The sequence below is a fragment of the Streptomyces sp. NPDC007095 genome, assembly GCF_040634475.1.
Classification (GTDB): Bacteria; Actinomycetota; Actinomycetes; order Streptomycetales; family Streptomycetaceae; genus Streptomyces.
The window spans coordinates 153,630-177,542 of sequence record NZ_JBEYFS010000001.1 but is presented as its reverse complement, the minus strand read 5'-3'; the positions used below and the strand labels follow the sequence as shown (position 1 = coordinate 177,542).

Genomic DNA, 23,913 nt, shown 5'->3' with positions numbered 1-23,913 from the left:
CCCGGCAACCCGCATCCGGACGGACTGTCAGCACTTCTGGAGGTTCCCGTGCCCGCACTCACCCTCCGTGACATCCTGGCCCTCGACCCGGTCCGCGGCAGCGAGCCCGAACTCCTCGCCGGCGAAGGCGCCCTGGACCGCCCGGTCCGCTGGGTGCATTCGAGCGAGGTGTACGAGGGGGCGAACTTCCTCGACGGCGGCGAACTGCTCCTCACCAACGGCTTCGGGCTGACCGACGCGGACGAGGACACCCGCCGGCGCTACGTCCGCGAGCTGGCCGCGCGCGGAGCGGCGGGGCTCGCGGTGGAGGTCGGACGGTCGCTGGTGCGGATGCCGGAGGAGGTCGTCGACGAGGCCCGGCGGCTCGGACTGCCGCTGCTCGCCCTGCACCGGGTGGTGCCCTTCGTCCGTATCACCGAGGCCGCGAACCGGGCGATCGTGGCGCGCGGTCTGTCGGGGCGGGCGGCGTCCGTACGGCCCTGGGGCGGCGATCACACCGCCGCCCTGCTCGCCGATCTCGCCGACGGGCAGGCCCTCAACCAGCCCGAGGTGGAGGCACGCGCGGCGCTCGCCGGGTTCCATCCGGGTCCGGGCGCGCGGCTGGTCGGGGTGTCGGCGCACGGGGCGCGCGAGCTGGGCGTGGTCGACCGGGCGGCGCGCTCTCTGGGCGGGGTCGCGGTGCTGCGGGCGGCGTTCCCGGGGGACGTACTGGCGCTGGTGGCGATGCCGGACGACGCCGTACGGTCGGTGACGGCGCGGCGGGATGTCGTACGGGCCGTGCAGGAGGCCTTCCGGGCGGCCGCCGAGGCCGGGGTGACCGTGGCGGTCGGACACGCGGTTCTCGCGGGCGGCGGCTGGCTGCGCTGGAGCGAGACACTGCGGGCGGCCCGGACGACCCTGGAACTGGCGCTCACGGTGTCGTCCGCCGAACCCGGCCCGACCGGCGGCCCGGTCGTCACCTCCTCCCGCGCCCTCACCCTGGAACGCGAGCTGACCCGAGGCGGTGTGGACGCCAACCGTGACCGCCTCGCCCGCCTGGTCCAGCACACCCTGGGCCCCCTGCTGGCCTGGGAGGCCGCCCACCCCAGCGACCTCGTCCGCACCCTGGAGATCCACCTCCGCCACGGCTGCTCACCCACCCGCACGGCGGCCCTGCTCCACATCGGCCGCCAGTCCCTCTACCAGCGCCTGGAACGCATCGAATCCCTCCTGGGCCTGGAGATCGACGACCCGGACCTGCTCGGCGAACTGCTGGCGGCGCTGTGCGCGCACCGGATCGTGCGGGGGGTGCCGGCGGCCGCGGGGGGCGGGTTGCGGACGGTGGCCTGACGTCCGGCTCTGTCGTCCGGTTGCGCCTGTGCCGCCACTCGTCGGCCGCCCGCCCGCACTGAGCCGCTCCCGCCTCCGGCGTCGCCGTCACGTGTTCTCGTTCGTCTCCTCATCCCGTCCCTCGAAGGGGAACGTCACCGTCACGCCGGCGGTTCCGGCTTCCGGGCCAGGACGGACGCCTGCGGCGTCTTCTCGCGGGCGTCGGCCTCGCGGACGAGGCGGGCGACCTCCACGAGCCCGGCGTCGCGCAGCAGTTCGGCGACGCGCTCGGGTGGGAAGCGGTAGACGTCGAGGTCCAGGTCATGGCCGTACGCGTGATCGAGGTGCACGCGATCGTCGCCCGCCTTGAAGGCGATCAGCAGATGACCCCCCGGTGCCAGGATCCGGTGGAACTCCGCGAAGAACAGGGGAAGTTCCGTCAACGGTGTGTGCACGGTGGAGTACCAGGCGAGGGCCCCGGCGAGTGAGGCGTCCTCGATGTCGAGGTCGGTCATCGAGCGCACCTCGAAGCGGAGGTGCGGATGACTGCGCCGGGCCTCGGCGACCATCTGCGGCGACAGATCGATCCCGTACGCGTCCAGCCCGAGACCCTCCAGGTGAATCGTCACCCGTCCCGGCCCGCACCCGAGGTCGGCGACCTGCCCGCCCCCGCCGGCCCGCACCTGCTCCGCGAAGGCGGCGAGCATGGCCCGGTCGAAGGGCTTGTTCTCCAACTCGGCTTTGTCCCGCTGGAACGGCACCTTCGACCTGCGCGAAGTCGGCGTGGACGAGGCCGGGTTCGTGTTCGTGGGCGTCGACGACCCCACCACCGCCCGACCCCTCGTCCAGAAGGCCTTCGGCGCACGGCACATCGAGGTGGGGTACGCCGGACAGGCCTCGCTGCTGAGCGCCACCGGCTGACCGTTCAGCCCGTGCGGGGCGCCCGCCGCAGCAGCGCGTACAGCGCCGCGCTCACCGCGAAGCCCACCAGGCAGGTGATGTCGCCGAAGGAGGCCCAGTGCTTCGGTACCCAGCCCACGTACTTCTCCTGATTGGAGAAGAGCGGAACCGAGACCGCCACGCCTATCAACAGGGCGGTGATACCGGGCCAGTTGGTGAACGCGCGGTCGCCCAGGCGCCGGGCCGGCTCGTCGTCGCGTGTACGGGTCAGGAACCACCGTTCCACCAGCACCACTCCCAGCCACGGTCCGATCCAGTACGCGATGACCAGCAGGAACGCCTCGTACGCATGCCCGGCGTCGGACAGCGACGCCCACGCCGCCGCCGTGCCCGCCACGCCCGAGAGCACCACCAGCGCGCCGCGCCCCAGCCAGGCCGGCAGCCGCAGGCCGAGCGAGGTGATGGACATGGCGGAGGAGTAGACGTTCAGCGCGTTCGCCGAGACACCGCCCAGGATGATGGAGAGCAGCACCAAGTCGCCGAGCCAGGACGGAAGATGGCCGGTGAAGGCGGCCGTCGGGGTCGCGCTCCCGGGGGCCGCGATCGTCGCCGACGCCGCGCCGATGAGGGAGACGGCCGCGACGGAGAGGAAGAGTCCGACGGCGGGGTAGAGGGCGGTCCTGAACTTGTTCGCCGTGCGGGGGAGGTAGCGCGAGTAGTCCGTGGCGTACGGGTTCCAGCCCGCCGCGTACCCCCACGCCGTGCTGAAGGCCAGCAGGAAGCCGCCGATGCCGCCGCTCCCGCCCGCGGTGCCCAGGTCGGCGTGGTCGAACGTCCACACCCCGGCCACCAGGAACACCACCGCCAGCGCCGGGAACGCGTACTTCTCGAAGGCGTGCACGAAGTTGTGGCCGATGAAGCCGATCACGATCTCGACCGCCACCACCAGCAGCAGCGAGGGCAGGGGGCGCAGACCCGTCAGCGTGTTCAGCGCGAACGCGGCGCTCACGCTGTTCACGGCGAACCAGCCCACGCCCGCCACCAGGGCGTTCACCCCGGCCGGCAGCAGATTGCCCCGGTATCCGAAGGAGAGGCGGCCGATCACCATCTGCGGGACGCCGAACCGGGGTCCGTCGAGGGACAGGACGCCTTGCGTCAGCGCGCCCAGCGCCGTGCCCAGCAGCAGGGCCGCGGCCGCCTGCCAGAAGTTCAGCCCGAAGAAGAGGACCGAGATCACGCCGATGTACACGGTCGCGAACTCGATGTTCGGGGAGGCCCAGGTCCACAGCAACTGGAGCGGACTGCCGTGGCGTTCGGCGTCGGGGATCGGTTCCGAGCCCGCCGTCTCGACGGCGATGACTCTGTCGCCGTACTCGGGCGTGATCGGTGCGGTGGTGCCGGCGGGAGCGGTCGTCATGCACCGTAAGTGTCCGGGGCCCCGCCACCCCCGGCCAGAGGCGCACTGTCCGTTCCGGGAGGCTCGTCGGCGTACACCTTGTACGGGCGTCAGCTCTCGGAATCCCCGCCGGCCTCGCGCCGGCGCAGCTCCTCCTCGCGGCGCCGCAGGTCGGCCTCCCAGTCCTTCAGGAGCGCCTCGTCCTTGACGCTCCTGGAGGGGGACGACTCCGCGTTGAGGGAGTTCAGGAACTCGGGGTTGTCGTCAGGGGCGACGTACTGCGGGCGCTGGTCGCGGTGCCACTCGGAGGGTGTGACGCCCCGGGTCGGGCCCCGGCCGACCTTGCCCGCGACGAGCCAGGCGATCGGGCCGACGAGGACTTCTCCGAAGAGCAGGATGATGATCACCCACACCACCTTGGGCAGGCCTCGGACCTGCTCTTCCGGCGTGTTCAGGCAGTCGATGAACGAGTAGATCCACAGCGCCAGGACCAGCAGGAACGGCAGATACCTGAGCATGGCGGAACGGTCCCCCAGTGGACGGTGGCGGGGCGGTGCGGGGCCCCGGTGACGCGCACAGGGTAGCGGCTGACTTCAACGGGGGGATGACACTTTCCCCGCCCCGCCGCCCCGCCGCCCCCGCCCGGGTCCCTGGAGCGGGGTTCTTCGGCTGCGGGTGGGCGGGGGCTGGTCGCGCAGTTCCCCGCGCCCCTCAAAGCCCCGGGTCGCCCGGCGTTCGAGGGCGGGCCCTTCGGGCGGTGCGGGGGCGAGAGGGGTGGTCCCGCCCACGGCGGTGGGGCGCACGTCGGTGTCGGGCGGCCCTCAGCGATACTTGGACGCATGGCTTACGACGATCTTCGATCCCTGCTGAGGGCGCTGGAGCGCGAGGGCGACCTCAAGCGCATCAAGGCCGAGGTGGACCCGTATCTGGAGGTCGGGGAGATCGTCGACCGGGTGCAGAAGGCGGGTGGACCGGCGCTGCTCTTCGAGAACGTGCGCGGGTCCGCCATGCCGCTCGCCATGAACGTCTTCGGGACCGACCGGCGGCTGCTGAAGGCCCTCGGCCTGAAGTCGTACGGCGAGATCAGCGAGAAGATCGGCGGCCTGCTCAGGCCCGAGCTGCCCCACGGCTTCGTCGGCGTGCGCGAGGCCTTCGGCAAGCTCGGCGCGATGACCCACGTACCGCCGAAGAAGGTGAAGTCCGACAACGCACCCGTGCAGGAGGTCGTGCTGCACGGTGAGGACGTCGACCTGGACGCCCTCCCCGCGCTCTTCACCTGGCCCCAGGACGGCGGCTCGTTCTTCAACCTCGGGCTCACCCACACCAAGGACCCCGAGTCCGGGATCCGCAATCTCGGGCTCTACCGCCTCCAGCGCCACGACAAGCGCACCATCGGCATGCACTGGCAGATCCACAAGGACAGCCGCAACCACTACCAGGTGGCGGCGCGGAGGGGAGAGCGACTGCCCGTCGCGATCGCCTTCGGGTGCCCCCCTGCCGTGACGTACGCCTCCACCGCCCCCCTGCCCGGTGACATCGACGAGTACCTCTTCGCCGGGTTCATCCAGGGCAAGCGGATCGAGATGGTGGACTGCAAGACCGTCCCGCTGCAGGTCCCCGCGAACGCGGAGGTCGTGCTCGAAGGGTGGCTGGAGCCGGGGGAGATGCTCCCGGAGGGGCCCTTCGGCGACCACACGGGGTTCTACACGCCCCAGGAGCCCTTCCCGGCGCTGACCATCGACTGCGTCACCATGCGCAAGCGGCCGCTGCTCCAGTCGATCGTCGTGGGGCGGCCCCCGACGGAGGACGGCCCCCTCGGGCGAGCGACCGAGCGCTTCTTCCTCCCCCTGCTGAAGATCATCGTGCCGGACATCGTGGACTACCACCTCCCCGAGGCCGGCGGTTTCCACAACTGCGCGATCGTCGCGATCGACAAGAAGTACCCCAAGCACGCCCAGAAGGTGATGCACGCCGTCTGGGGGGCGCACATGATGTCCCTCACGAAGCTCATCGTGGTCGTGGACTCGGACTGCGACGTCCACGATCTGCACGAGGTCGCGTGGCGGGCCCTCGGCAACACCGACTACGCCCGCGACCTCACCGTCGTCGAAGGTCCCGTCGATCATCTCGACCACGCCTCCTACCAGCAGTTCTGGGGCGGCAAGGCGGGCATCGACGCGACGAGGAAGTGGCCCGAGGAGGGTTACACCCGGGACGGGGGATGGCCGGAAATGGTTCTCTCGGACCCGGAGACGGCGGCGACGGTCGACCGCCGCTGGAAGGAGTACGGCCTGTGAGGTCCATCAACAGCACAAGGGCGGGCGGCCGGTGACCAGCGCATCCGCCGCGCTCCCGCAGCAGCCGGGACGCACCAAGGCCTTCCTCCGGCTCGTCATGATCGAGCACTCCGTCTTCGCGCTGCCCTTCGCCTACATCGCCGCGCTGACCGCGATGTTCGAGTGGGACAAGAACATCCACTGGGGCAGGCTGCTGCTCGTCACGATCGCGATGGTCGGGCTGCGCACGTTCGCGATGGCGGCGAACCGGATCATCGACCGCGAGATCGACGCCCGCAACCCGCGCACGGCCCACCGTGAGCTGGTCACCGGCGCGATGAGCGTGAAGCACGCGTGGACGGGCGCGCTGGTCGCGCTGGTCCTCTTCCTGGGCGCCGCGGCCCTCCTGAACCCCCTGTGCCTGGCCCTGGCCCCCATCGCCGTGATCCCGATGGTGGTGTACCCGTACGGCAAGCGGTTCACGAACTTCCCGCAGGCCATCCTGGGTCTGGCCCAGGCGATGGGCCCGATCGGCGGCTGGCTGGCGATCTCCGGCGAGTGGTCGTGGGACGCCGTCATCCTGGGGCTCGCGGTCGGGATCTGGATCGGCGGCTTCGACCTGATCTACGCCTGCCAGGACGTCGAGACGGACCGCGAGATCGGGGTCATGTCGGTACCGGCGCGCTTCGGTATCCCCGCCGCGATCCGGGGGGCGCGCGCCTGCCACGCCGTCACCACCGCCCTGTTCGCCTGGTACGCCGTCGCCACCGACGCGGGTACGTTCTTCTGGCTCGGCCTGCTGATCGTCGCGGGCGCGTTCCTCTACGAGCACTCCATCGTGAAGCCGCACGACCTGTCCCGTCTGAACCGCGCGTTCTTCCAAGTCAACGGATTCATCGGCATCGCCCTGTTCGTGTGTGCCCTGCTCGATCTGCTGGTCCGCGGGCTCACGGTCTGAATCCCGACAGCCGCCGGATACCCTCGACGTCATGAAGCCAGGACAGACGCAGCGCCGGCCTTGGATCGTGGGGGTGTCGGGCGCCTCCGGTACGCCGTACGCCGCCTCCGTGCTGCGGGCGCTCCTGGCGGCGGGGGAGAGCGTCGACCTGGTGGTCTCGCGCGCCTCGCGGCTCACGCTGCTCGACGAGACCGGCCTGTCCTTCCGGGACGCCCACTGGCAGGACGACCTGCGGGTATGGCTGGCGCGTGGCGCGGACGGCAAGCCCGGCACCTTCGACGCCTTCGAGGGGCGCCTCGACGCCGTGCGGCACTGGAGCGCCGGTGACCTGGCGGCGGGGCCGTCCTCGGGCTCGTACCCCTCGAAGGGCATGCTCATCGTGCCCGCCTCGACGGCCTGCGTGGCCGGAGTCGCCCTGGGGCTGTCGAAGGACCTGCTGCAGCGCGCGGCGAGCGTGACGCTCAAGGAGGGGCGCAAGCTCGTCGTCGCCGTCCGCGAGACCCCGTTGAACGGGCAGACGCTGCGCCACCTGGTCTCCCTGGACGACGCGGGCGCCACCGTGCTGCCCGCCTCGCCGGCGTTCTACGCGGGGGCCACGCACATCCAGGACCTGGTGGACTTCGTCGCCGGGCGGGTGCTGGACGCGGCGGGCGTCGAACACGGGCTGTACCGCCGGTGGGAGGGCGAACTCGGCGGCGGCTTCCGAGCGACCTGAGCGGCCACGGCCCCGAGCACGTACGACCTCGGCACGTACGACCCGAACACGTACGACCCGAGCACCACTGAGCAACATCGCACCACTTACGACTCACACACTTCAGCGGAAGGCTAGCGATCGCATGGACGCGGTGGACAGGCAGCTCATCCAGGCCCTGAGAGAGAACGGCCGGGCCTCCTACGCGGAGCTGGGGCGCCTCGTCGGTCTGTCGGGACCCAGCGTCACCGACCGCATCAACCGGCTGGAGGCGGCCGGGGTCATCACCGGCTACCGCGCCACCGTCGACTCCGCCTCGCTCGGTCTCGGCGTCACCGCCCTGATCGGCATCTCGCTCTCCGACGCCGCCGACCACGAGGACGTGGCCCGGCGGCTGCGGGACCTCGGCGAGATCGAGGACTGCTGGTTCATCGCGGGCGACGACTCGTTCATGCTCAAGGTGCGGGCGAGTGATGTCGACGGGCTGGAGAAGACCATCCGGCGGCTCTCGGGGACGAAGGGCGTCTCCCGGACCCGTACGACGATCGTGCTCTCCACGAAGTGGGAGAACCGGGTCGGAGAGCTGCCTGAAGAGGGTTAGGCGTACGGTTTACGAAGTCTGTCTTAGGAAGAGGTAGTGGCATGGACGTCGGGCTCAAGCGCGAGCTGGAGCAGAAGGTTCGAGCCGGTGAGCGGCTGACCCGCGAGGACGGCATCGCGCTGTACGAGTCGGACGACCTGGCCTGGCTGGGCGGGCTCGCCCACGAGGTGCGCACGCGCAAGAACGGCGACGTCGTCCACTTCAACGTCAACCGCCACCTCAACATGACGAACGTGTGCACCGCGTCCTGCGCGTACTGCTCGTTCCAGCGCAAGCCGGGCGAGAAGGACGCGTACACGATGCGCATCGAGGAGGCCGTCCGCCTCGCCAAGGCGATGGAGAACGACAACCTCACCGAGCTGCACATTGTCAACGGGCTGCACCCGAACCTGCCGTGGCGCTACTACCCGCGGTCGCTGAGCGAGCTGAAGAAGGCCCTCCCGAACGTCTCCCTGAAGGCCTTCACGGCGACGGAGATCCACCACTTCGAGACGATCTCCGGGCTGTCGGCGTCGGAGATCCTCGACGAGCTGATCGAGGCGGGCCTCGAGTCCCTCACCGGTGGCGGCGCGGAGATCTTCGACTGGGAGGTCCGCCGGCACATCGTGGACCACCGCACGCACTGGGAGGACTGGTCGCGCATCCACCGGCTCGCGCACGAGAAGGGTCTGAAGACCCCGTGCACGATGCTGTACGGGCACATCGAGGAGCCCCGCCACCGCGTCGACCACGTCCTCAGGCTCCGTGAGCTCCAGGACGAGACCGGTGGCTTCCAGGTCTTCATCCCGCTGCGCTACCAGCACGACTTCGTGGACATGAAGGACGGCAAGGTCCGCAACCGGCTCCAGGCGCGCACCCAGATGGCGACCGGCGCCGAGGCCCTGAAGACCTTCGCGGTCTCCCGTCTCCTCTTCGACAACGTGCCGCACGTCAAGGTCTTCTGGGTGATGCACGGCGTACAGACCGCGCAGCTCGCCCTCCAGCACGGTGCCGACGACATGGACGGCTCGGTCGTCGAGTACAAGATCACGCACGACGCGGACAACTACGGCACGCCGAACAAGCTGACCCGCGAGGACCTGCTCGACCTGATCCGCGACGCGGGCTTCCGGCCGGTCGAGCGCAACACCCGTTACGAGATCATCCGCGAGTACGACGGCCCGGACCCGGCGCGCCGCGAGTCGCCGCAGCCGATGCGCGTCTGACGCTCCGCGGTCCTGTCGTGCGCCCATGACGGCCCCTGTGCCGGTTCCCTCCTCGCGGAGGGGGCCGGCATTTCGCTTCGTCCGACGACTCCGCCGTCGTGTTCCGGAAGTTCGACCTGGCGTGGATGGGCGACATCTGCAGTTGGTCCGCTCCGACCCCGGTGTTCTACGCTCGGTGGCCGTGCCACTGACCTTCACCCTGTTCACCCGTGACGCGAAGCCGCCCCGCCCCCTGCCCGACCAGCTGCTCGCCCTCTGGACGGATGTCACCAACGCGGGTGGTGCGGTCGGCTTCGTGCCGCCGGTGACCCCCGTCGACATACGCCCCCGCGCCGAGGCCCATCTCACGGCGATAGCCGAGGGCCGTACCCGGCTCCTCGCCGGGTTCACCGCCGACGGCCGGCTCGCCGCCACCGCGTTCCTGGCCCTCAACGACCACGCCCTCATGCGCCACTGGGCCTGGCTGTACACCGTCATGGTCGACCCGGCCCTCCAGGGCCGCGGCTACGGCTCCGACCTGCTCCGCGAGGCCGAGGACCGGGCCCGCGCACTCGGTCTGGAGGGACTCCGCCTCACCTGCCGGGGCGGGGAGGGACTGGAACGCTTCTACGCCTCCTGCGGCTACAAGGAGATCGGCCGGGCGCCCGACGCGCTGCGTGTCGGGCCGGGCGACGACCGTGACGAGATCACGATGCTGCTGCCTCTCCCGCCCGGCGACTGACGACCCCCTGCACGAGGATCGGGCCGGGCGTGCTTCACTGGACGGTGCCCTTTGGGAACGTTCGAAACGGTTCGGAACGGAAGAGTGGATTGACATGGGCCGCTACACACTGATGCGCCTCGGCGTCTTCGCCGGCTGCCTCGTGGTCGTCTGGGGCCTCGTCTACTCGGGCATCGCCCCGCGCGGCCTGGGTGACTCCAACTACATGTGGATCGTCCTGCTCGCGCTGGTGATCTCCGCGCCCATCAGTTTCGTCGTGCTGCGCAAGGAGCGCGACCGCGCCTCCGCCCAGGTCGTCGCGCGCGTGGACCGTATGAAGACCAACCTGGAGCAGAACCGCAGCCAGGAGGACGGCGCGGACGACGCCGCCCGCGGCGGCGTGCGGGGCCAGACCTCGTAACGCTGTGCCTGGCCGACGGCGGCCGATCGTACGCTTGCCCGTATGGGTGCTGTGAAGAACAAGCGGATGCCGCGCGCGGTACGTGAACAGCAGATGCTGGACGCCGCCGTGCGGACCTTCGGGCAGCGGGGGTACCGATCCGCTTCGATGGACGAGATCGCCGATCTGGCGGGCGTGTCCAAGCCGTTGGTGTACCTGTACCTGAACTCCAAGGAAGACCTCTTCACCGCCTGCATCCGCCGTGAGGCGGCCGCACTGACCACGGCGGTACGCGCGGGCGTCCAGTCCGGTCTGCCCGCCGACCGTCAACTCTGGGCGGGCCTGCGGGCGTTCTTCACGCACACGGCGGAGAACCCGGACGGCTGGGCGGTCCTGCACCGTCAGGCGCGCACGCACGGCGAGCCCTTCGCGGCCGAGGTCGCGGCGATGCGTGAGGAACTCGTCGCGTTCGTCACCCAGCTGATCGTGGTCGCCGCCCGCGATGGGGGTTCCCCCTGCTCGAACGGAGTTGAGAGCTTGGGGGAACACCGTGATCCGTCCCTGCCCGAGCGGGAGGTCGCCGGGCTCGCCGAGGCCCTTGTCGGTGCCGCCGAGTCCCTCGCCGCCTGGGCCAACGCCACGCCGGGCGTCTCCGCGAAGCAGGCGGCGGCGACGCTGATGAACTTCGCCTGGGCGGGCCTGGGTGACCTGATGGAGAACCGCCCGTGGACGCCCCCGCAGGACTGACCCTTTCGCCCTACGAGCGCCCTATGGGCTGTATGCCGCCGGTCAGATGCAGGCGCCCGGAGTCCGTGTCGCGGAGCTCGAAGGCGGGGCCGTCGGCGGCGTAGGTGACCGTGCCCGGGAGGAGGACGGGGGCCTTGAAGTCGGCGCGCAGCCGTACCGCGTCCTGGGGGCCCTGTTCCGCGAGGCAGCGGGCCACCGTCCACATGCCGTGCGCGATGGCGCGGGGAAAGCCGAACAGGCGGGCGGTGAGGGGGTGCAGGTGGATGGGGTTGCGGTCCCCCGAAGCGGCGCCGTACCGCCGCCCGACGTCACCGCCGAGCCGCCACTCGGCACGGACGGGGAGGGGCTTGCCGTCGTCCGGCTCCCGCGGGGGCGTGGAGGTCGGTTCCCCGACCGTCCTGTGCCGGGCGAGATAGGTACTCCTCGACTCCCACACCAACGTGCCGTCGACCCTCGCCTCGGTCAGCACGACGGCCTGCGTCCCCCGGCGGTGAGGCGCCAACCCCACTACGCGCACACCGAGTTCGTACGTCTCCGTGGCGGCCGGTGGCTGCCGCTGGGTGATCTCGATCGAGGTGTGGACGAGCCCGAGCAGCGGCAGTGGGAACGAGCGGCTCGCCATGATCCGCATGGCGAGCGGAAACCCGAGGACGTGCGGATACGTCACCGGCAGCGCGTCCGCGCCCGTGGCGAACCCGCAGACCCGCTCGTACGTGGCGAGCCGGGCGAGATCGATACGGACGTCCGGGAGGACGAGACGGGCCGGCGGGACGTGGGCGTCCGGGCGGGGCCGCCGCTTGAGAGGGGAGAACAGGGCACCTCGGGCCAGGAGGGGGGTGAGGGCCGGGGGAGCGGTGAGGGTGAGCGTGTTCATGGTTCCTTCCCGGGATCGGTCGAGTCCGAACAGCGAAGGGGCTCCGCCCCTCAGGGGCGCGGGGAACTGCGGGAGCAGCCCCCACCCATCCGCAGCCAAAAGGCCGCCCCACGGGGTCTGGGGCGGAGCCCCAGAAGGATGTGGGGGTCCCCCCTGCTCGAAGAGCTTGGGGGAGGGTGGGGGCGGCGGGGGCGAACAAACCCCCTACGCCCCCAGCAGGCTCTGGCCACACACCCGGACCACCTGCCCGTTCACGGCCCAGGACCCCGGCCCGGCGAGCCACGCGATCGTCTCGGCGACATCGACGGGCAGCCCCCCTTGCCCGAGGGAGTTCATCCGCCGCCCCGCCTCCCGGATGAACAACGGCACGGCCGCCGTCATCTTCGTCTCGATGAACCCGGGCGCGACGGCGTTCACCGTCACCCCGTGCTCGCCCCACACCCGCGGGGCCAGCGCCCGTACGAACCCCACGACCCCCGCCTTACTGGCCGCGTAGTTGGTCTGCCCGACGTTCCCGGCGATCCCGGCGATCGACGCGGTGGCCACGATCCGCCCCCCACGTCGTACCACCCCGTCCCCCAGCAGCACATCCGTCGTCCGCAGCACACTCGCGAGATTCACGTCGAGCACCGACCCCCACCGCTCCGCGGGCATGTTGACCAGCTTCCGGTCCCGTGTGATCCCGGCGTTGTGGACGAGAACGTCCAGCCCGTCGGGCAACGCCTCCCCGATCCGCGCCCCCGCGTCGGCGGAGGTGATGTCGAGCGCCAACGCCCGCCCACCGTCCAGCCGCGCGGCGACCACCTCGAGCTCGGACGCGGCGCCGGGCACGTCCAGACACACCACCCGCGCCCCGTCCCGCGCCAGGGTCTCGGCCACCGCCTGACCGATCCCCCGCGCGGCCCCGGTGACGAGGGCGGTCCGCCCGGCGAGGGGCCGCGCCCAGTCCTGCGGAACGGACACCTCACCAGCACCCCCGTCATCTCCACCGGCACGACCGACCTCGATCACCTGCCCACTGACATACGCCGACCTGGGTGACAGAAGAAACCGGAACGTGGACTCGGCACCGGCGACGGAGCCCGCCACCCCCGCCCCCGCTCCCGCGATCCGCACCAACGTCACCGTCCGCCCCCGCCCGATCTCCTTCCCCAGGGACCGCACGAATCCCTCCAACGCCTGCTGCGCCGCCGCCTGATGGTGATCGGCGGGGTCGAGCGCCGCGCCGAGCACCACCACCCGCCCGCCGTCGGCGACCGACCGCACCACGGGATGCAGCGCCGTGTGCACCTCGGCGAGCGCCTCCACGCCGGCGACCCCGGTCGCGTCGAGCACGATCCCGGCCGGCCGCTGTGCCGTCGCCTCCGTCCGCACCTCGAGCCCTGTCCGGGCCAGTACGGTGGCCACGTCGTCCAGCGTCGGCTTCCCGGCCGCCAGGAGCAGCAACGCCCCCTCCAAAGTGGGCCGTTCGGACGACCAGCGGTGCAACGCGGCCGGCTGGGGCAGCCCGAGCCGACGGGTCAGAAAGCGACCGGGTGCGGTGCCGGTGAAGCTCAGATAGCGGTCCGCCATTGTCCAACTCCCAGCTCGGACGTAGATTTACTCTGGAGTAAGGTTACCCAGGGTAAGGCTACGTGAAGGATCAGGAGCAGGTCGAGATGAGCCCCCGCGATCCACGCAGAACAAGCCGCCCCGGAAGGCCGTCCGGGACGCGCCCCGTCGCGGTCGTCGGCGGCGCCCGCACCCCGTTCGCCCGCTCCGACGGCCCGTACGCCACCGCCTCCAACCAGGAGATGCTGACCGCGACGGTCGACGGCCTGGTCGAGCGGTACGGTCTCGAAGAGCCGGGAGCGGTGGGCGAGTTGGTCGCCGGTGCCGTCCTCAAGCACAGTCGCGACTTCAACCTCGCCCGCGAGACCGTCCTCGGCTCGAAACTCGACGCGCGCACCCCGGCGTACGACATCCAGCAGGCCTGCGGCACCGGCCTGCAAGCCGTCATCGCCGCGGCCAACAAGATCACGCTGAGCCAGACCGAGTCCGCGATCGCGGGCGGCGCCGACACCGCGAGCGACGCCCCGCTCGGGGTCAACGACGAACTGCGCCGCATCCTCCTGGAGGTCCGCCGCGCCAAGTCGCCCGGCGCCCGCCTCCGGGCCCTCGCCCGCGTCCGCCCCTCCCACCTCGTCCCCGACATCCCGCGCAACGCCGAGCCGCGCACGGGTCTGTCCATGGGGGAGCACGCTGCCGTGACGGCCCGCGCGTGGGGGTGACCCGCGAGGCGCAGGACGAACTGGCGGCCACCAGCCATCAGCGGCTGGCGGCGGCGTACGAACGGGGCCTCTTCGACGACCTCGTCGTCCCGTTCCGTGGACTGGACCGCGACCAGAACCTCCGCCCAGCCCCCACCGGCCCGTGCCCGAAAAGCCACCCGTGCCCGAAAAGCCACCCGTGCCCGAAAAACCACCCGCACCCGAATTCCCGTACCGGAGGTAACTCGCACCCCGCCCGCCCCAAACGCCCACAAACCCCACACCCCAAGCCCGTACGATCCCGGTCACCCCTGCCTTGTTGAAACTCGCATGAACCCCCCACGCCCCAGGCACGTATGAGGCTTTGCGCCCCCAACCCGCCTCATACCGACCGGGTCCTGGCAGCCAAGGAGCCGCCCCATGTCCAGCCAGCCCAGCCCGTACGACTCCCCACCCTCTCTCGTGGAGCCCGAGATCAAGCGGCTGGACGGAGTGGTGCGCGAGGTGTCCATGCCGCCCCTCGTCGGTCAGGTGACCCACGGCTCGCTCGCGGACATCCCGTTCGACAACGCGACCGTGGCCCCGAACGCGGCGGTTCTCAGCAGGAAGAACGCCGACGGCGCCTGGGAGGACGTGACCGCCACCGAGTTCGCCGCGCAGGTGCTGGCGGTCGCGAAGGGCCTGATCGCCGAGGGCCTGGCGCCCGGCGACCGCATCGCGATCATGGCGCGGACGACCTACGAGTGGACGCTCCTGGACTTCGCGGCCTGGGCGGCGGGTCTGGTCACCGTCCCGGTCTATCCCACCTCCTCCGTCTTCCAGGTCCGCTGGATCCTCCAGGACTCGGGAGCCGTCGCCCTCGCCACGGAGACGGTGGCGCAGGCGTCCGCGCTCGGCCCGGAACGCGACCGGATCCCCGACCTGCGGCACATGTGGGTCTTCGACAAGGGACACCTGGAGCGGCTGGCCGAGCTGGGCCAGGACGTCCCGGACCAGGAGGTCGCCGTACGCCGTGGGGTGCTCGGCCCCGACACGCTCGCCACCCTCATCTACACCTCGGGCACCACCGGCCGCCCCAAGGGCTGCGCACTCACCCACGGCAACTTCTTCGCCGAGATCGACAACGCGATCGAACTGCTCTACCCGATCTTCAAGGCGAAGACCTCGGACGCCGCGTCGATGCTTCTCTTCCTTCCCCTCTCCCATGTCTTCGGGCGGATGGTCGCGGTCGCCTGTCTGCGCGCACGGGTGCGCCTGGGCCATGCGCCGAGCCTGAGTACCGAGGATCTGCTCGCGGACCTGGCGAGCTTCAGACCCACCTTCCTGCTGGCCATCCCCTATGTCCTGGAGAAGGTGTTCAACACCGGCCGGGCCACGGCCGAGAAGATGGGCCGCGGGCCCTCCTTCGACCGAGCCGCGCGCATCGCGTGCAGCTACGGCGAGGCGGTCGAGGCCAAGCAGCACGGCACCGGGCCGGGTCCCTCGCGCTCCCTGCGCGCCGCCCGCGCCCTGTACGACCCCCTGGTCTACCGCCGTATCCGCAACGCGCTGGGGGGCAAGGTCCGCTACGCGATCTGCGGCGGCTCCCCGCTGGGCCGCCGTCTCGCCGCGTTCTACGCGGGCGCCGGCATCGAGATCTTCGAGGGGTACGGCCTGACGGAGGCCACCGCCGCCGCGACCGTCACGCCCCCGCTCAAACCCCGACTGGGCACGGTGGGCTGGCCGCTGCCCGGCACCAGGGTCCGGATAGCCGGGGACGGCGAGATCCTGCTGGGCGGCGAACAGATCTTCCGCGGCTACTGGGACCCGAACGCGGGCGGCGTCGTCGACGCGGCGCCGGACGGCTGGTTCGCGACCGGTGACATCGGCGAACTGGACGACGGGGGCTACCTCACCATCACAGGCCGCAAGAAGGAGATCCTGATCACCGCGGGCGGCAAGAGCGTGGCCCCCGCGCCCCTGGAGAACTGGCTCCGCTCGCATCCGCTGATCGCCCAGTGCATCGTCCTGGGCGACCGCCGCCCCTACGTCTCCGTCCTCATCACCCTCGACGAGGACGGCGTCACCCACTGGCGCCAGATGATCGGCAAGCACCCCGTCCCGCCGGAGCTCCTCATGGACGACCCGGAGCTGAACGTCATCCTCCAGCGCGCGATCGACGAGGCCAACAAGCTCGTCTCCCGCCCCGAGTCCATCCGTCGCTTCGCCGTCCTTCCGGGGGACTTCACGGAACTGGCGGGCCACGTGACCCCCACCATGAAGCTGAAGCGGGCGGCGATCGAACGTGACTTCAGCAAGGAGATCGAGGAGCTGTACGTGCGGTAGGGGCGCACCGAGGACGAGGCGGGACGAGGGGACAAGGCAGGGCAAGAGAGGCAGGGCAAGGGAGGCAGGGCAGGGCAAGGGAGGCAGGGCAGGGCAAGGGAGACAAGGCAGGAGCCCCACGCCAGGCAGGCGTGGGGCTCCTTGGGTATTGCGATCCGTTCCGGATCAAAGCATTGGGCTCATGAAGCCCGCAGACTTAGATCGGGGTGACGTTCTCCGCCTGCGGGCCCTTCGGACCCTGCGTGACGTCGAAGGAAACCGACTGGTTCTCTTCGAGAGAGCGGAATCCGCTCGCGTTGATCGCGGAGTAGTGGACGAAGACGTCCGGGCCGCCGCCTTCCTGGGCGATGAAACCAAAGCCCTTTTCGGCGTTGAACCACTTCACGGTTCCGGTAGCCATAAGCCCTCCTTGGGCCCAAAGGGTTGCCCTGCTCCAGAACCTGCGATTGTGTAAACAACTGCATACGTCTGAAAACGACGAGAGCCCGCGGTCACATGCTCCGCAGGCTCTGTACTGCAAGGGAAACCAAACTGCAACTTGCGGCGAGCCTAGCACGCAGGCAGCCGAAAGCAATAGGGGGCAAGATCACGTCACCCGGATGTTTGACCCGCATGGCGGATGGGTTGACGTGATGGTGTCGACTTGCTGTCGCAAGGGTTGACACAAGAGGGCGGAAGGGTTTCGGAAACCACGCGGGGACCCTGGAGACTGCACGGTACTCCATGGGGTCTAGCCTCGCGATGTGGACAATTACCGCACCCGGCCGCGCGTCGGCCACATCCAGTTCCTGAACTGCCTGCCCCTCTACTGGGGGCTCGCGAGAACGGGCACGCTCCTCGACTTCGAGCTCACCAAGGACACCCCGGAGAAGCTCAGCGAGAAGCTGGTGCAGGGCGACCTCGACATCGGGCCCATCACGCTCGTCGAGTTCCTCAGGCACGCCGACGAGCTGGTCGCCTTCCCGGACATCGCGGTCGGCTGCGACGGCCCGGTGATGTCCTGTGTGATCGTCTCGCAGGTCCCGCTGGACCAGCTGGACGGCGCCCGGGTCGCCCTCGGCTCCACCTCTCGTACGTCCGTTCGGCTCGCGCAGCTGCTGCTGGCCGAGAGCGTGGGCGTCCAGCCGTCCTACTACACGTGCCCGCCCGACCTCAGCCTGATGATGCAGGAGGCCGACGCCGCCGTCCTCATCGGCGACGCGGCACTGCGGGCCAATCTCCTCGACGGGCCGAAGTTCGGTCTGGAGGTGCACGACCTCGGCACGCTGTGGAAGGAGTGGACGGGCCTGCCGTTCGTCTTCGCCGTGTGGGCGGCCCGCCGCGACTACCTGGAGCGCGAGCCCGTCGTCACCCGCAAGGTGCACGAGGCCTTCCTCGCCTCCCGTGACCTCTCGCTGGACGAGGTCTCCAAGGTCGCCGAGCAGGCGGCCCGCTGGGAGGCCTTCGACGAGCGGACCCTGGAGCAGTACTTCACCACGCTCGACTTCCGTTTCGGCGGCCCGCAGCTCGCGGCCGTACAGGAGTTCGCCCGGCGGGTCGGCTCGACCACCGGCTTCCCGACGGACGTGAAGGTCGAACTGCTGACTCCCTGAGGTCGCGGGGGCGTACGGAACTACCCTGCTGGGCAGTGCGTCCGTGCGTACGGGGGAGGTGGGAGCGCCATGCAGCCGCTCGGAGTGGATGAGCCCACGGTCGTGGGGCCCTACCGGCTGCTCGGCCGGCTGGGGGCCGGCGGCATGGGGCGGGTGTACCTGGGCCGCAGCGCGGGCGGGCGGACGGTCGCGGTCAAGATCGTGCACCCGCACTTCGCGCTCGACGAGGAGTTCCGCGCCCGCTTCCGCCGTGAGGTCGAGGCCGCGCGGCGGGTGGGCGGCGCGTGGACGGCCCCGGTCCTCGACGCGGACCCGGAGGCGTCCGTGCCATGGGTCGCGACCGGCTACGCGGCCGGTCCCTCGCTCGCGGCGGCGGTCGCCGACGCCGGCGGTCCGCTTCCGGCGCATTCGGTACGGGTGCTGGGCGCGGGCCTGGCCGAGGCACTCACGGCGGTCCACGCGCTGGGCCTCGTCCACCGTGACGTCAAGCCCTCCAACGTCCTGCTCACCCTCGACGGCCCCCTCCTCATCGACTTCGGCATCGCCCGCGCCACCGACGGCACCGCCTCGCTCACCTCGACGGGCGTCTCCGTCGGCTCCCCCGGCTACATGTCCCCCGAGCAGATCCTCGGCAAGGGGGTCACGGGCGCGGCGGACGTCTTCTCCCTGGGTGCGGTGCTGGTGTACGCGGCGACGGGCGAGTCCCCGTTCCCCGGCGACTCCTCGGCCGCCCTCCTCTACAAGGTGGTGCACGAGGAACCCCGGCTCGGCTCCCTGGAGGGGGAGCTACGGGAACTCGTGGCCGCCTGCCTCGCCAAGGACCCGGCCGGCCGGCCGACCCCGGGTGAGGTGGCCGGACGGCTGGCTCCCGAGGGGGCGGCCCGGCTGGTGACCGCCGGCTGGCTGCCGGGGCCCCTGGTGGAGCAGGTCAGCCGCAGCGCGGTGCAGCTGCTGAACCTGGAGGCGGCGGAGGTGACGCCGTCCGGGCCGGTGGGCTTCAGCAGCCCTTCGGTGGGCACGGACTCCGGGGCCGGGGTGCCGCCGCCCGACGGGGTGTTCGGTCCGCCGCCGACCATGCCGCCGTACGCCATGCCGACGTACGTACCGGGGCAGCGCGATGTCCAGGACGCGGTCGTGGCGCCGACGGTCCACCCGGGCAAGCTCTCCGTCAGCGTGGCCGCGGCCTCGGCCCCCGGTGCGAACGGCCGTGGCCGCAGGGTGAGTTGCACGCTCGCGCTGGCCGTCGCGGGTGCGCTGGCCGCGGTGACCGTGGGCTCGGTGTTCATGTTCCGTCTGCTCCCGGGCGGCGGTGACGACAACTCGGCTTCCAGCGGCTCCGATTCCGCGGCCAGCCCTCCGGCGGCGACACCGGGCGCCCCCGGCTCGGCCGGCGCGACGCTCGCCTCCGTGCCCGCGCACTACCTCGGTAGCTGGTCGGGCGACGCCTACGCACTGAGCGGGAAGCTGCCCGCCGGCACGTTCCGGGTCACCCTCCACCAGGCCGCCGTGGGCAAGGAGTTGGGCACGTTCCGGTCGACCGACCTGATCGGCGGCATCTGTGACGACGTACTCGTCCTGAAGAAGGTCACCGACAAGCAGCTCACCGCGACGAGCACCGCCAAGACGTCCAACCCCAGCACCTGCACGACGGGCAGCCACGAGGTGCGGCTCTTTCCCGCCGGGGGCGACCTCAAGTACGAGACGGACAACGCGGACGCGGGCGATCCGGTGGCCCGCATGTCGAAGGCCGAGTAGCCGTGGACCTCGAACTCTGGTCCGTCCGGCCGCTGTGGCTGACCGTCCTCGCCGCCCTCTGGGGCGCGGCGGCGGGACTGCTGGTGCCGCGGGCCGCATACCGGTTCGCGGTGGAGCCGGACGAGGCGTGGCGGACCCGGTGCCCCGACGGACACGCCCTCACCGGCGCCGCGGGCGGCTGGCTCGGCCTCGCCCGCTGCGCCGACTGCGCCCAGTACCTTCGTGATCTTCGTACGTCGTGGTCGGCGCCCGGCGACGAGGGGCACGTGCCCGGTGATGCGGGGCGCGTGCCGGGCGGTGCGGGGCGTGTGCCTGGTGGTGCGGGGCGTGTGCCGGGCGGTGCGGGGCGCGTGCCGGGCGGTGCGGGGCGTGTGCCGGGCGGTGTCCCGACGACCTACCGCTACGGCCCCGGCACCCCCCTCGTCGCCCTCACCACCGCGGGGGCCTGCGCCGGTCTCGCCCTCGCCACCGGCGCCCGCCCCGAACTGGCCGTCTGGCTGCTGCTCGCGCCGTTCGGTGTGCTGCTCGCGGTCGTGGACTTCCGGGTGCAGCGCCTGCCGGACGTCCTGACCCTGCCGCTCGCGGGCCTGGCGCTCGTACTGCTGGGCGTGATGGCCCTCGTACCGGAGCACGCGGGGGAGTGGCCGACCGCGCTGTTCGGGTCGCTCGTGCTGGGCGGCGCGTACTTCCTCCTCTTCCTCGTCAACCCGAACGGCATGGGCTTCGGGGATGTGAAGCTCGCGCTGGGGATCGGGGCCGTGCTCGGCTGGTACGGATGGGGGACCGTGGTGCTCGGGACCTTCGCCGGGTTCCTGTTCGGCGGCCTGTACGGGCTGGGGCTGGTGCTGATGCGACGCGCGGGGCGCAAGACGTCCATCCCCTTCGGACCGTTCCTGATCGCGGGGGCGTACGTCGGGCTGCTGATCGGGGCGTACGCGGCCTGACGTCGGGCCACGGACGGGGCTGGCGTAGGCTGGCCGGGTCCGTCCAGAACCCTTACGAAAGGGACGCTCCCGGTGACCGAGAAGGCCGACCTCACGTCTTTTGATGTCACAGCCGTCCTCGACCGTGCTGCCGCGGGTGGGCGGATCACCCCCGAAGAGGCGCTCGTCCTCTACCGCGACGCCCCGCTGCACGCCTTGGGCGCCGCCGCGGACGCGGTACGCCGCCGCCGGTACGCGGGGACCGAGCACATCGCCACGTACATCATCGAGCGCAACATCAACTACACGAACGTGTGCGTCACGGCGTGCAAGTTCTGCGCCTTCTACGCGGCTCCCAAGGACACGGCCAAGGGCTGGACGCGCGACCTCGACGACATCCTGCGCCGCTGCGCGGAGACCGTCGAACTCGGCGGTACGCAGATCATGTTCCAGGGTGGACACCACCCGGACTACGGCGTCGAGTACTACGAGAAGCACTTCGCCGCGATCAAGGCCGCCTACCCGCAGCTGGTCATCCACTCCCTCGGCGCGTCCGAGGTCGAGCACATGGCCCGCATCTCCAAGGTGAGTGTGGAGGAGGCCATCCAGCGGATCCACGCCGCCGGCCTCGACTCCTTCGCGGGCGCAGGTGCCGAACTCCTCCCGGCCCGCCCCCGCAAGGCGATCGCCCCCCTCAAGGAGTCCGGCGAGCGCTGGCTGGAGATCATGGAGACCGCGCACGGGCTGGGCGTCGAGTCGACGTCCACCATGCTCATGGGCACCGGCGAGACCAACGCCGAGCGTATCGAGCACCTGCGGATGATCCGTGACGTACAGGACCGCACGGGCGGCTTCCGCGCCTTCATCCCGTACACCTACCAGCCCGAGAACAACCACCTGAAGGGCCGCACGCAGGCGACGCTCTTCGAGTACCTGCGGATGATCGCGATCGCCCGGCTGTTCATGGACAACATCGCCCACATCCAGGGTTCCTGGCTGACCACCGGCAAGGAGGTCGGCCAGCTCTCCCTGCACTACGGCGCGGACGACCTCGGCTCGATCATGCTGGAGGAGAACGTCGTCTCCTCGGCGGGCGCCAAGCACCGCTCCAACCGTATGGAGATCATCGACCTGATCCGCAAGGCCGGCCGCGTGCCCGCCCAGCGGACCACGACGTACGAGCACATCGTCGTCCACGACGACCCGGCGAACGACCCGGTCGACGAGCGCGTCATGTCGCACATCTCGTCCACCGCGATCGAGGGCGGTACGGCGCATCCCGAGCTGAAGCTGCTCGCCTCCAACTAGCCCCGCCGTGCTGACGATCCACACCGCCGACGAGCTGCGCGTCAGCTGGGACGCGGACCCGCTGAAGGACGGCGCGGTCGCCGTGGAGGGCGACCGGGTGGCGGGCACCGGCCCGCTGGACGTGCTGCTGGAGCGCTTTCCGGGGGCGCGGGTGCGCAGATGGCCCGGGGTCCTCGGGCCGGCGCTCGTCCACGAGGGCCCACTGCCCGAGGCACCGTCCCCACGGGAACGTGTTCACGCGGTGCTGAAGTCGGGTGCCACGGCGGTACTGGCGGAGTACGCCGACACCCCCGACCTCCGCGCGGCGGCCTCCCGCAACGAGGTCGCCGTACTCCCGCGTACGCGAGAGACCGCGATCGTCGACGCGGGACGTGCCGACCTCGCGGTCTTCGATGCGGACGGAGCATGCATCGCGACGGTGTGCGCGGGCCGCCTGGTACACAGACGCCGCTGAACTTCTTCACCCCGGGCGGGGAAGTGCCCCGTTTTCAGGGGCGCGGGGCTGTGTGTATATGCGGCTCCGCCGCGGGGCGCGACCAGCCACTTCGAACCCGCGGCCAAAGAGCTCACCCGGCCAGCGCCTGAGCAAACGCCCCCGAACTCTGCGAAACCCCACTGCAATTGGTGGCCGCATTGTCCGAAGAAGCGTCATCACTCGAACACTGCCGATCCCGGAACGTCGACCACATCGACACCCAAGCGATCTTCTTCGACTCGGCGAACGCACGGACCTGTGCCGCGTCCGAGAGGCTGAACGTCTCATCGGCCACGTCGTTGTCCCCGATCATCGAGGTCAACGCGAGCCCCTGCCAGGCGCCCGCACTCGACAGTCCGAAGACATCCTGCAGTTGATCATGGGTCGCCTTGGCGGAAGTCTCGGCGTAGTCGCCCATGTCCCCGGAGTACGAACTCCCGTAGTTCATCGTCATGATGTTGACTGTGGAGACCGTCACGGAGTTGTCGTTGGCGGACTCCAGCAGCGCCAGACTGTCCGAATCCAGCCCCGACGGCATGACCGGCAGCGTGAAGGACACCTTCAGGTCACCGCGCTCCTTCTGGAGCAGCGCGATCGCCTTGGACCGCAGCGAGACCGACGCGGAGTCGGTCAGCGCGTCCCCCTCGATGTCGAAGTCGGCCCGGGTGGACCCGGCGGCGTCGAGCGCCGCCCCGTACGCCGCCGCGAGCGCGCTCGCGCTGTCGCAGACCTCCGCCAGCTCCTTGCCCGACGCCCCGCCGAACGAGACGCGCACACCCGCGCCGGACTCCTTCAGCGCCTGGATCCGGGACTTCACGGCGGCCTTGTCGATGGCGTCCGTGCCGTTCCACTTGGCCGTGCAGTTGGTGCCGTCGGAGATCACGAAGGCCAGGTTGTACGTGGTCGGAGACCCCTTCGAGTCCGTCGCGGAGGCCTCCGTGGCGCTCACGTAGGGCGCGTACGAGGTGCTGGAGGAGGACGCGCTCTCGGAGGGCGCCGCACTCGTCCGCGGGGCCTGGGAGGTCTGCGCGGGCGCCGCGTCCGTGGCACCCGTACCACCGGAAGAGCACCCCGCCGCCGCCAGAGCAAACAGACAGGTGAGCCCGGCAGCCGGCCTCAGATAACCCCTCATTGCGTATGCACCCGCTCTCGTGATTTCTGTCTCAGGACCGAAACAAAGTGCGATTCGTGAGTTCCAAGGTGGCACATCCGAGGGTGATTCCCGAA

23 protein-coding genes and 1 pseudogene are annotated in these 23,913 nt (G+C 70.8%); 17 read left to right on the top strand and 7 right to left on the bottom strand.

Annotated elements, in window-relative coordinates; translation table 11 throughout:
* The first annotated feature begins 48 nt into the window (after window positions 1-48).
* On the top strand, window positions 49-1,329 hold the full coding sequence (locus ABZ656_RS00900) for a PucR family transcriptional regulator (protein ID WP_101400013.1): 1,281 nt from the start codon (window positions 49-51) through the stop codon (window positions 1,327-1,329).
* Window positions 1,330-1,469: 140 nt separating this feature from the next.
* On the opposite strand, the gene ABZ656_RS00895 is transcribed toward ABZ656_RS00900, so the two are convergent.
* The gene (locus tag ABZ656_RS00895; RefSeq protein WP_360263129.1) at window positions 1,470-2,069 is read right to left on the bottom strand and encodes a class I SAM-dependent methyltransferase; all 600 of its coding nucleotides are present in this window, start codon (window positions 2,067-2,069) and stop codon (window positions 1,470-1,472) included.
* Here ABZ656_RS00895 and ABZ656_RS00890 point away from each other — a divergent pair.
* Window positions 2,014-2,229, top strand: a complete 216-nt coding sequence (locus ABZ656_RS00890) for a hypothetical protein (RefSeq protein WP_360263311.1) — start codon at window positions 2,014-2,016, stop codon at window positions 2,227-2,229. The genes ABZ656_RS00895 and ABZ656_RS00890 overlap by 56 nt on opposite strands.
* 4 nt (window positions 2,230-2,233) lie before the next feature.
* Here ABZ656_RS00890 and ABZ656_RS00885 read toward each other — a convergent pair whose 3' ends face one another.
* Window positions 2,234-3,625, bottom strand: coding sequence for a cytosine permease (locus tag ABZ656_RS00885; RefSeq protein ID WP_360263126.1), 1,392 nt, complete (start codon window positions 3,623-3,625; stop codon window positions 2,234-2,236).
* Window positions 3,626-3,714: 89 nt separating this feature from the next.
* Window positions 3,715-4,122 (bottom strand): PLD nuclease N-terminal domain-containing protein, encoded by a 408-nt coding sequence (locus ABZ656_RS00880; RefSeq protein ID WP_101400015.1) that lies wholly within the window; start codon window positions 4,120-4,122, stop codon window positions 3,715-3,717.
* Between the two features lie 321 nt (window positions 4,123-4,443).
* Here ABZ656_RS00880 and ABZ656_RS00875 point away from each other — a divergent pair, with 321 nt between their 5' ends.
* The 8 genes from ABZ656_RS00875 to ABZ656_RS00840 all read left to right on the top strand — a co-directional run bounded on the left by ABZ656_RS00875 (window position 4,444) and on the right by ABZ656_RS00840 (window position 11,185).
* Window positions 4,444-5,901, top strand: coding sequence for a menaquinone biosynthesis decarboxylase (locus ABZ656_RS00875; protein WP_168494463.1), 1,458 nt, complete (start codon window positions 4,444-4,446; stop codon window positions 5,899-5,901).
* Between the two features lie 31 nt (window positions 5,902-5,932).
* Window positions 5,933-6,838, top strand: a complete 906-nt coding sequence (gene mqnP, locus ABZ656_RS00870) for a menaquinone biosynthesis prenyltransferase MqnP (RefSeq protein WP_360263122.1) — start codon at window positions 5,933-5,935, stop codon at window positions 6,836-6,838.
* A 31-nt stretch (window positions 6,839-6,869) separates the two neighbouring features.
* Entirely contained in the window at window positions 6,870-7,553 is a 684-nt protein-coding gene (locus ABZ656_RS00865) for a UbiX family flavin prenyltransferase (RefSeq protein ID WP_168494468.1), read from the top strand.
* Window positions 7,554-7,677: 124 nt separating this feature from the next.
* Window positions 7,678-8,133 carry an Lrp/AsnC family transcriptional regulator gene (locus ABZ656_RS00860; protein ID WP_101400019.1) on the top strand — a complete coding sequence of 152 codons (456 nt, stop codon included), beginning with the start codon at window positions 7,678-7,680 and terminating at the stop codon, window positions 8,131-8,133.
* A 41-nt stretch (window positions 8,134-8,174) separates the two neighbouring features.
* The gene (mqnE, locus tag ABZ656_RS00855; RefSeq protein WP_101400020.1) at window positions 8,175-9,338 is read left to right on the top strand and encodes an aminofutalosine synthase MqnE; all 1,164 of its coding nucleotides are present in this window, start codon (window positions 8,175-8,177) and stop codon (window positions 9,336-9,338) included.
* 181 nt (window positions 9,339-9,519) lie between these two features.
* Window positions 9,520-10,059, top strand: coding sequence for a GNAT family N-acetyltransferase (locus tag ABZ656_RS00850; protein WP_360263117.1), 540 nt, complete (start codon window positions 9,520-9,522; stop codon window positions 10,057-10,059).
* A gap of 94 nt (window positions 10,060-10,153) precedes the next feature.
* Complete coding sequence (locus ABZ656_RS00845; protein WP_101400022.1) at window positions 10,154-10,459, top strand: DUF4229 domain-containing protein; 306 nt, start codon at window positions 10,154-10,156, stop codon at window positions 10,457-10,459.
* A 42-nt stretch (window positions 10,460-10,501) separates the two neighbouring features.
* On the top strand, window positions 10,502-11,185 hold the full coding sequence (locus ABZ656_RS00840) for a TetR/AcrR family transcriptional regulator (RefSeq protein ID WP_360263112.1): 684 nt from the start codon (window positions 10,502-10,504) through the stop codon (window positions 11,183-11,185).
* A 10-nt stretch (window positions 11,186-11,195) separates the two neighbouring features.
* Here ABZ656_RS00840 and ABZ656_RS00835 read toward each other — a convergent pair whose 3' ends face one another.
* Entirely contained in the window at window positions 11,196-12,059 is an 864-nt protein-coding gene (locus ABZ656_RS00835; RefSeq protein WP_101400024.1) for a MaoC/PaaZ C-terminal domain-containing protein, read from the bottom strand.
* A 204-nt stretch (window positions 12,060-12,263) separates the two neighbouring features.
* Window positions 12,264-13,631 (bottom strand): 3-oxoacyl-ACP reductase, encoded by a 1,368-nt coding sequence (locus ABZ656_RS00830; RefSeq protein ID WP_360263109.1) that lies wholly within the window; start codon window positions 13,629-13,631, stop codon window positions 12,264-12,266.
* Window positions 13,632-13,717: 86 nt separating this feature from the next.
* Between ABZ656_RS00830 and ABZ656_RS00825 the strand changes: the two are divergent.
* Both ABZ656_RS00825 and ABZ656_RS00820 read left to right on the top strand, forming a co-directional pair.
* Window positions 13,718-14,562: pseudogene (locus tag ABZ656_RS00825) on the top strand (beta-ketoacyl synthase N-terminal-like domain-containing protein); the annotation flags it as partial.
* A 166-nt stretch (window positions 14,563-14,728) separates the two neighbouring features.
* Window positions 14,729-16,633, top strand: a complete 1,905-nt coding sequence (locus tag ABZ656_RS00820; RefSeq protein WP_360263106.1) for an AMP-dependent synthetase/ligase — start codon at window positions 14,729-14,731, stop codon at window positions 16,631-16,633.
* 196 nt (window positions 16,634-16,829) lie between these two features.
* On the opposite strand, the gene ABZ656_RS00815 is transcribed toward ABZ656_RS00820, so the two are convergent.
* Window positions 16,830-17,033, bottom strand: a complete 204-nt coding sequence (locus ABZ656_RS00815) for a cold-shock protein (protein WP_028805073.1) — start codon at window positions 17,031-17,033, stop codon at window positions 16,830-16,832.
* A gap of 343 nt (window positions 17,034-17,376) precedes the next feature.
* Between ABZ656_RS00815 and ABZ656_RS00810 the strand changes: the two genes are divergently transcribed.
* The 5 genes from ABZ656_RS00810 (at window position 17,377) to ABZ656_RS00790 (ending at window position 22,665) form a co-directional block, all read left to right on the top strand.
* The gene (locus ABZ656_RS00810; protein WP_101400027.1) at window positions 17,377-18,225 is read left to right on the top strand and encodes a menaquinone biosynthesis protein; all 849 of its coding nucleotides are present in this window, start codon (window positions 17,377-17,379) and stop codon (window positions 18,223-18,225) included.
* Between the two features lie 69 nt (window positions 18,226-18,294).
* Window positions 18,295-19,980, top strand: a complete 1,686-nt coding sequence (locus tag ABZ656_RS00805) for a serine/threonine-protein kinase (protein WP_360263102.1) — start codon at window positions 18,295-18,297, stop codon at window positions 19,978-19,980.
* A gap of 2 nt (window positions 19,981-19,982) precedes the next feature.
* The gene (locus ABZ656_RS00800) at window positions 19,983-20,924 is read left to right on the top strand and encodes an A24 family peptidase (RefSeq protein WP_360263099.1); all 942 of its coding nucleotides are present in this window, start codon (window positions 19,983-19,985) and stop codon (window positions 20,922-20,924) included.
* Between the two features lie 72 nt (window positions 20,925-20,996).
* Entirely contained in the window at window positions 20,997-22,211 is a 1,215-nt protein-coding gene (gene mqnC, locus ABZ656_RS00795; protein ID WP_054232140.1) for a cyclic dehypoxanthinyl futalosine synthase, read from the top strand.
* 7 nt (window positions 22,212-22,218) lie between these two features.
* A complete protein-coding gene (locus ABZ656_RS00790; protein WP_360263095.1) occupies window positions 22,219-22,665 on the top strand; it encodes a hypothetical protein in 447 nt (148 codons plus the stop codon).
* A 112-nt stretch (window positions 22,666-22,777) separates the two neighbouring features.
* Here the strand turns inward: ABZ656_RS00790 and ABZ656_RS00785 are convergent, their stop codons facing one another.
* Entirely contained in the window at window positions 22,778-23,818 is a 1,041-nt protein-coding gene (locus tag ABZ656_RS00785; protein ID WP_101400032.1) for a chitinase, read from the bottom strand.
* Between the last annotated feature and the right edge of the window lie 95 nt (window positions 23,819-23,913).